This window comes from Roseibium sp. AWQ4_290 (assembly GCF_056160985.1).
Window position 1 is genome coordinate 1 of sequence record NZ_JBSWYG010000107.1, and the last position, 231, is coordinate 231.

At 58.9% G+C, this 231-nt stretch carries 1 protein-coding gene; it reads right to left on the reverse strand.

The features are described 5' to 3' along the window. A partial coding sequence (locus ACXAH0_RS25335; protein ID WP_475196111.1) for an IS66 family transposase occupies positions 1-231 on the reverse strand: 231 nt, incomplete at both ends.

Genomic DNA, 231 nt, shown 5'->3' on the forward strand with positions numbered 1-231 from the left:
ATTGAAGATAGGTTTGGCGTGTGCTTGCCGTAAGGCGGTGCGCTCCGGTGGAGGTTTTCCGCGTGCCTTCTTTTCGATTTCGTACAGCCCGGCAATGCGCTGAATGGCCTCTGCGGCAATCGATGATCCTTGGGATGCGTGCACATCGACGAACTTGCGCCGGATATGGGCCATGCAGGCCATCTCCCGAGCTTTGTTCTCCCCGAACAGGCCGTTGAACCCGGCGTAGCC